Genomic DNA, 6,480 nt, shown 5'->3' with positions numbered 1-6,480 from the left:
TGGAAAAGTTGCACAGATTGATCATATTTTAATAAATCGCTTTTTTGATATATATGTATTGGAATCCAAAAATTATAGGTACGGTCTTAGAATAACTGAATCAGGAGAATTTGAAGTAAAGTACAAGAATTACTATATTGGGATTCCCTCTCCAATCGAACAAAATAAACGTCATATAGCATTACTTTCAAAGTTTATTGAAGCCCACGACCTTTTACCAAAAAGATTGGGGATAACGATAAAACCTCGTTTTTTAAACTATGTATTAGTGTCCCCTAAGGCAATAATTAGACGCCCTAGATCAAAAAAGTTTGATTTTTCCAATGTCATAAAAGCCGATATGTTAACTACTATCATAGAAAAGAATGTTGAAGAGTTAGACGTACTAAATACTTTTAAATGCGCACTAAAAATAAGTTCTTTTTCTCTGGTAGAAGAGTTTGCTAAAAAATTAGCAGGTTTTCACAAGCCAATTACTATTGATTGGAAAAAGAAATTCGGTATCAAAGATGTAAAAAAGTATTTTTGTTTCAAATGTGGAGCGAACATCTCGGAAAAAGAAGCTAAATTTTGTTGGAATAACAAAAAGAGATTTAAGGGTAAAGCTTTTTGTTTTAAATGCCAGAAAGAAATCTTATAATTTCAGTGGATCGGGCAATACTCGCCAGGCCGGAAAGCTTGATCTCTATATGGACCGGAAAGAACTTCTCGAGCGTGTATATCGCAGGATTAGGGCCGAGGGCTTAGATTGGTCGAGGGCGGAGGTGCGCGCAGCCTTCGAGACCTTCCTAGAAATCGTAGAAGAGACCCTGGTCTCAGGAGAAACGGTGGGCCTTCCGGGGCTGGGGACCTTCGAGGTTCGGGAGGCCCCTCCACGGAAGGCCTACGATTTTCAAAAGAAAGAGGTCATAGAGATTCCGGCCCGACGGAAGGTCTTCTTCCGCCCTTCCCGAAAACTCAAGGGCCTACTACGAGACTAGTTCCTTCACTTTTTCGAGAAGGACCTCCTTGATACCGGAGGCCGCCTCCGGGCGAGTGCCGCCTCCCTGGGCCATCTCCGGGCGTCCCCCACCCCGGCCGTCCACCACGGGAGCCACGGCCTGCATGAGTTTCCCCGCGGGAATCTTCTTGGCAAGGTCCTTGGTGACCATGGCCACCATCTGGACCTTCCCGTCGTTTACGGCATAGAGGAAGACCACTCCGGAGCCGAGTTTGTCCCTGAAAAAGTCGCCCATCTCCCGAAGCTCGGAAGCGTCTCTGGCCGGAACCTCGGCGCAGATAACCTTAACCCCTGAGACCTCCGAGACCTCCTGAAGCTTTTCTTCCAGGGTTTTCCTAACCTCCCCCCGCTTGAGGCGACTGATCTCCTCCTCAAGGGTCTTGATTCTGGCCAAAAGCCCCGAAACCCGGTGCTCGATCTCCGAGGGCGAACACTTGAGGAGTCCGGCCAGCTTGAACCTTTCGTCCTCAAGGGAGAAGACCCATTTGAGGGCTGGCTCACCGACCAAGGCCTCGATACGTCTGACTCCGGCTGAAACACTCCCTTCGGCCACGATCTTGAAGAAGCCGAGGTCCCCCGTGCGGGAGACATGGGTGCCGCCGCAGAGCTCAAGCGAAAAGTCCCCGATCTTTATCACGCGCACCCGTTCTCCGTATTTTTCCCCGAAAAGGGCCATAGCCCCCATGGAAAGGGCCTCCTTGAAGGAGACCATCTTGACCTCAACCGGAAGATTCTCGCGGATCTTGGCATTTACCAGCTCCTCAACCGAACGGATCTCCTCCAAGGTCAGAGGCTCAAAGTGGGTAAAATCGAACCGGAGGCGATCCGGGGCCACGAGAGACCCGGCCTGCCGCACGTGTTCTCCGAGGACCTTCCGCAAAGCGGCGTGCAAGAGATGGGTAGCGGTGTGGTGCCGAGCGGTGGCCAGCCGCCTTTCGGAAAGGACCTCCAGGTCCACTTCCATGCCTTTACGAAGGGTCCCTTCCACCACCTCGAGTTCGTGCAAGATAAGGTTTCCGAAACGACGCACGTCTTTGACTTCGGCCTTGAACCCCGGGGCCAGCGCCAGACCGGTGTCCGAGACCTGACCACCGCCTTCGGGATAAAAAGGCGTGCGGGAAAAGACCGCAAGGACCTTCTCTCCGGCGTGCGCCTCAGGGATTTCCTGATCCTCCTTTATCAAGGCTAGGACCTCGGCCTTGGCCGAAAGGCCCTCGTAGCCCACGAAGGGGGTCTCCGAAAGCCTTTCGGTGAGGTCCTTTAAAACCTCCGGGGCTTTCGTCAGCCCGCCCTTCCAGCTCTTGCGGCTCCTCTCGCGGGCCTGAGCGAGTTCCCGTTCAAAACCCTCCATATCGAGCTCAAAGCCCCGGGAAAGTCCGATGTCTCGCACGATGTCGTATGGGAAACCGTAGGTATCGTAAAGACGAAAGATCACCTCGCCGGGAATACGTTTGGCACCCTTTTCGGAAAGGCTCTTAAGTTCCTCTTCCAGGATCTCAAGCCCACGGGCCAGGGTCTCAAGAAAACGCTCTTCCTCTATCTGTAAGATCTTTTCCACCGCACCCTGGGCCCGTTTCAGCTCAGGATAAAAGTCCCCGAATTCGGCAACCACCGTGGCCACCAGTCTGAAAAGAAAGGGTTCGGTAAGACCCAAGGTTCTTCCGAAGCGTTCGGCCCGGCGGATAATGCGCCGGAGGACATAACCCCGCCCCTCATTGGAGGGCACCACCCCGTCGGCCATGAGGAAGGTGGCGGCCCGCACGTGGTCCGCAATCACCCGGAAGGCGGCCGTCACCTCCGGACTCTCCCGGTATTCCTTACCGGAGAGCTCGGCGATACCCTGCATGATTCCGGCAAAGAGATCGGTATCGTAGTTACTCTGAACGCCCTGCATAACCGAGGCGATACGCTCAAGCCCCATCCCGGTATCAATGGAAGGTTTCGGCAAAGGCTGAAGATTCCCGGACTCGTCTCTTTCATATTGCATGAAGACCAGGTTCCAGATCTCTAGGAACCGGTCGCAGTCACAACCGGGAGCACACTCGGGCCGGCCGCAGCCCACCTCCGGGCCCTGATCGTAGATAATCTCCGAGCAAGGGCCGCAGGGCCCGGTATCGCCCATGGCCCAGAAGTTGTCCTTCTCCCCTAGGCGCACGATGCGTTCCGCCGGAAGCCCGGATATTTTGCGCCAGAGCTCCTCCGCCTCGTCGTCTTCCCTGAAGACCGTGGCGTATAGCCTTTCTTTTGGAAGCCCGAGGACTTTCGTCAGGAATTCCCAGGCGTAGGCGATGGCCTCGGCCTTAAAGTAGTCCCCAAACGAGAAGTTTCCGAGCATCTCGAAAAAAGTATGGTGCCGGGCGGTGTAGCCCACGTTCTCCAAATCGTTGTGTTTACCTCCCGCCCGCATACACTTCTGGCAGGAGGCCGCCCGCTTATAAGGCCTCTCCTCCTCGCCCAGAAAGACCCTCTTGAACTGCACCATTCCGGCGTTGGTGAAAAGCAACGTGGGGTCGTCTGCCGGAACAAGTGAGGACGAGGGTACGATCTCGTGTCCGTTTTGAGCAAAATAATCAAGAAAAGCCTTACGGATCTCGCGTCCCTTCATCCGCACACCTCCGGATGGTCTTCTAAGGTCAACCTTTTAACCTCTTTCCGGAAGAACTCTTTTATGTCTTCCCACGTCTCTTTATCCAGGACCCCGCCTTCGGGAAGTTCAATTTCCTGACCCTCGGCGTCCTCAAAAAAGGTAAAACTTTTGAGCAAAAAAGCGATATTTTCTTCTTTTAAATTATACTTTCGGGTGCATAAACAAAAGAGGTATTTCAGATCCCAGCCCCTCTTCCGCATAAGAAACCACAGATTATAAAAATCCTTCTTTTCTCCTCTTTGCGCTACCGCAATGAACTTAGCCACCGCTATATCCTCATCTGAAGCCATTTTGACACCGGGCAATTCCTCTAGGGTCAGAAGCGGTTGTAGTAGAGGGTAACGGTAAGAGAAGTAAGACACCTTAACCCCGTTCACCATGCCAGTAACCGTTCCTTTACGATAGTCTAAAATTTCTCCGAGAGAGGAAAGTTTACTCCATAACTCATCATGCGGGAAATATCTATCCGCAAATTCCGGCAAAGAAAAAAAGGCCAGATTCTTAGAAATCCGATGTTGATAGCGAAAAGCCAGAGCGATCCCTCCGACCAGGTAAAAGCCCTCAGTAAGGCCAGAGTGTGAAAGAATCTCGAGGGTTTCCAGTTGAAGCTTTAACCAATTCTTCATCGCTTATATCCAGAATGAGTTTCCAAAAGGTACGATTTTCCCGCCGGAAAAGGTGTATCTTTCGGATAAATATCTCTCTCAAACGTTTGCGGGGGTAAGAACGCAGCACCTCCCGGGGGTCGGATAAAAGCATCTCCCGCACGAGTAGCACTTCCGGGTCTCCACATTTATCCCAGTCAAACTTTCCCCGCACCATCGAGTCCATTTTAAAACCTTGTTCCCGTCCGGCCAATCACCTTGCGCTTGCACCAAAATGCGTTGTTGAAATTCATCCACGATGTGGTTTAATTTCAACCATGAGATGGAAGTATTTATCAAGATGGGTGGCCTCGGAACTCAAGGAGGCCCTGGAGTTTGCCCGGGTGCTGGTTCTTACCGGAGCCAGGCAGACGGGCAAGACCACCCTGCTCCGAGAGGAAGAACCATTCAAAAGCTGGACCTATCTCTCCCTCGATGACCTCGAGGTTCTGGATCTGGCCTTAAAAAGCCCCCGGGATCTCCTGGCCGTGGGCCCCAACCTGGTGCTGGACGAGGTGCAGAAGGCTCCCCGGCTCCTTTCGGCGGTGAAAATGGCCGTGGATCGTGAGCCTAAAAGACGTTTCGTGCTCTCCGGCTCCTCCCATCTCCTTCTCATGAAAAAGGTCTCCGAATCTCTGGCCGGCCGGGCGGCTTATGTGGAGTTGCTTCCCTTTGCTCTGGGAGAACTAGGGGAGCTTCCCTCGACTCGGGCCGGCTGGTGGCTTGAAGGAGAGGAAATGGAACCACCCTGGAGCTCTCCCCCGGGTGAGCTGGAATTCTTGCTTTTTAGAGGATTCCTGCCTCCGGTAACCTTCCTTAAACGGGAACGGGATATATTTGCCTGGTGGCGGGGCTATGTGCGGACCTATCTGGAACGGGATCTGCTTGATCTTGCCCGTATAACTCATCTTCCGGACTTTCGCCGGCTCATGGAGCTTCTGGCGCTGCGCTCCGGGGGGCTCCTGCGGGTGGTGGATCTGGCTCGGGATCTGGGGCTTCCCCAAAGCACCGTTAGCCGCTATCTGAATCTGCTGGAGACAAGCGGGCTAGTATACCGTCTCCCTTCTTTTACGCGCAACCGGGCCAAAAGGGTCATCAAAGCCCCCAAGGTCTATTTTCTGGACCCCGGGCTCTGCGCCCATCTCATGCGTTATCGTTCCCCGCAGGAGTTGCGCCCCGAAGATCGGGCCCGTCTGCTTGAAACCCTGGTCTTCCTGAACCTGAAAGTGATAGCGGAACTCCAGAGGGGTGAGCTCTTTTATTTCCGAACCTACGGCGGACGCGAACGCGAGGTAGATTTCGTCCTGGAAATAGGGGGCCAGGTGCTGGCCTTTGAGGTGAAGTCCCGGTCCAGGGTGGGGCTCTCAGAGGCCGAAAACCTGCGTTTCTTACGGGAGGTGACCCCCAATTTTCACCGAGGGTTTGTGGTCTACACCGGTGACGAGATCAGGCCCCTGGGAGAGAATATCTACACCCTGCCCTGGTGGTGTCTTTAAAAAAAATTAACCCCGGCGCACCTCGGTTTGAAAGCCCACTATTTTCTGAGTCCTCAATTATATAAGGATCAAGGACGGTGAAGTTCGCAAGTAAAGTGGCGTTAAAATTGCTTGTTCCGTCCTGTACATAAAAAGCAAGGGATTGATTGCCCTTAGCGGTGAAGTTTGCTACTGCATAAATTCTCATAACTACACCATAACCCATGATTTCAAGAAAAGCGCTTCTGTTGCTGCTCCTATCATTGCTCCAGCCAACCCTTTCTTCGCATAATTCTTTGCTTCCTTGTAAACCTCCTGAAGTCTAGTGTATGCGGTTTCCGCTTTACTGCTCGCAACCTCCCTTGCCCTATCATAAAACCTCTTTATCTCCGCAAGCATTGACACCACCTGATTATAACTACACTTTTCCTTTGACTGTTAAAACTCTCTCAAGAACCAATTTTATTAAGTATAATAAAAACAGAATAAAATCCGGTTATAACGATTTTACTCACTCTTTCAGAAAATTCCGCCCGTTTTCAGCCCTTTTATACGATCCCCTCCCCACCTCCCCCTAGAAGGGGGAGGAGTTATTCCCCCCTTTTTAAGGAGGCTAGGGGGTTCTCGAACCCCTCCCTAACCCTCCCCTATAATGCTGAGGGAACCGGGCCCCCTCCCTAACCCTCCCTAAAAGGAGAGGGAACTTAATTCCCC

7 protein-coding genes are annotated in these 6,480 nt (G+C 52.3%); 3 read left to right on the top strand and 4 right to left on the bottom strand.

Annotated elements, in window-relative coordinates; genetic code table 11:
• On the top strand, positions 1–640 hold a 640-nt coding region (locus tag TDIS_RS10480), incomplete at its 5' end, for a nuclease-related domain-containing protein (RefSeq protein WP_068671840.1).
• A 49-nt stretch (positions 641–689) separates the two neighbouring features.
• Complete coding sequence (locus tag TDIS_RS10475) at positions 690–980, top strand: HU family DNA-binding protein (RefSeq protein ID WP_068671839.1); 291 nt, start codon at positions 690–692, stop codon at positions 978–980.
• On the opposite strand, the gene alaS is transcribed toward TDIS_RS10475, so the two are convergent.
• Genes alaS through TDIS_RS11110 form a run of 3 tightly spaced genes read right to left on the bottom strand, consistent with a single transcriptional unit; the run spans position 969 to position 4,478 of the window.
• Positions 969–3,605, bottom strand: coding sequence for an alanine--tRNA ligase (gene alaS / locus TDIS_RS10470; RefSeq protein ID WP_068671838.1), 2,637 nt, complete (start codon positions 3,603–3,605; stop codon positions 969–971). The two genes, TDIS_RS10475 and alaS, sit on opposite strands and share 12 nt — an antisense overlap.
• Positions 3,602–4,273, bottom strand: a complete 672-nt coding sequence (locus TDIS_RS10465) for a nucleotidyl transferase AbiEii/AbiGii toxin family protein (protein WP_068671837.1) — start codon at positions 4,271–4,273, stop codon at positions 3,602–3,604. Before TDIS_RS10465 ends, alaS begins: the two co-directional genes overlap by 4 nt.
• Positions 4,209–4,478 (bottom strand): hypothetical protein, encoded by a 270-nt coding sequence (locus TDIS_RS11110; RefSeq protein WP_153303842.1) that lies wholly within the window; start codon positions 4,476–4,478, stop codon positions 4,209–4,211. Before TDIS_RS11110 ends, TDIS_RS10465 begins: the two co-directional genes overlap by 65 nt.
• A 91-nt stretch (positions 4,479–4,569) precedes the next feature.
• Here TDIS_RS11110 and TDIS_RS10460 point away from each other — a divergent pair, with 91 nt between their 5' ends.
• Positions 4,570–5,787: an ATP-binding protein gene (locus tag TDIS_RS10460; protein ID WP_068671836.1), complete on the top strand. Its 1,218-nt coding sequence runs from the start codon at positions 4,570–4,572 to the stop codon at positions 5,785–5,787.
• Between the two features lie 189 nt (positions 5,788–5,976).
• Here the strand turns inward: TDIS_RS10460 and TDIS_RS10455 are convergent, their stop codons facing one another.
• A complete protein-coding gene (locus TDIS_RS10455; protein ID WP_068671835.1) occupies positions 5,977–6,165 on the bottom strand; it encodes a hypothetical protein in 189 nt (62 codons plus the stop codon).
• Positions 6,166–6,480: the final 315 nt, after the last annotated feature.

Source organism: Thermosulfurimonas dismutans (assembly GCF_001652585.1).
GTDB classification, from domain to species: domain Bacteria; phylum Desulfobacterota; class Thermodesulfobacteria; order Thermodesulfobacteriales; family Thermodesulfobacteriaceae; genus Thermosulfurimonas; species Thermosulfurimonas dismutans.
The sequence above is the reverse complement of the archived record's forward strand: the minus strand, read 5'-3'. Positions and strand labels throughout refer to the sequence as shown.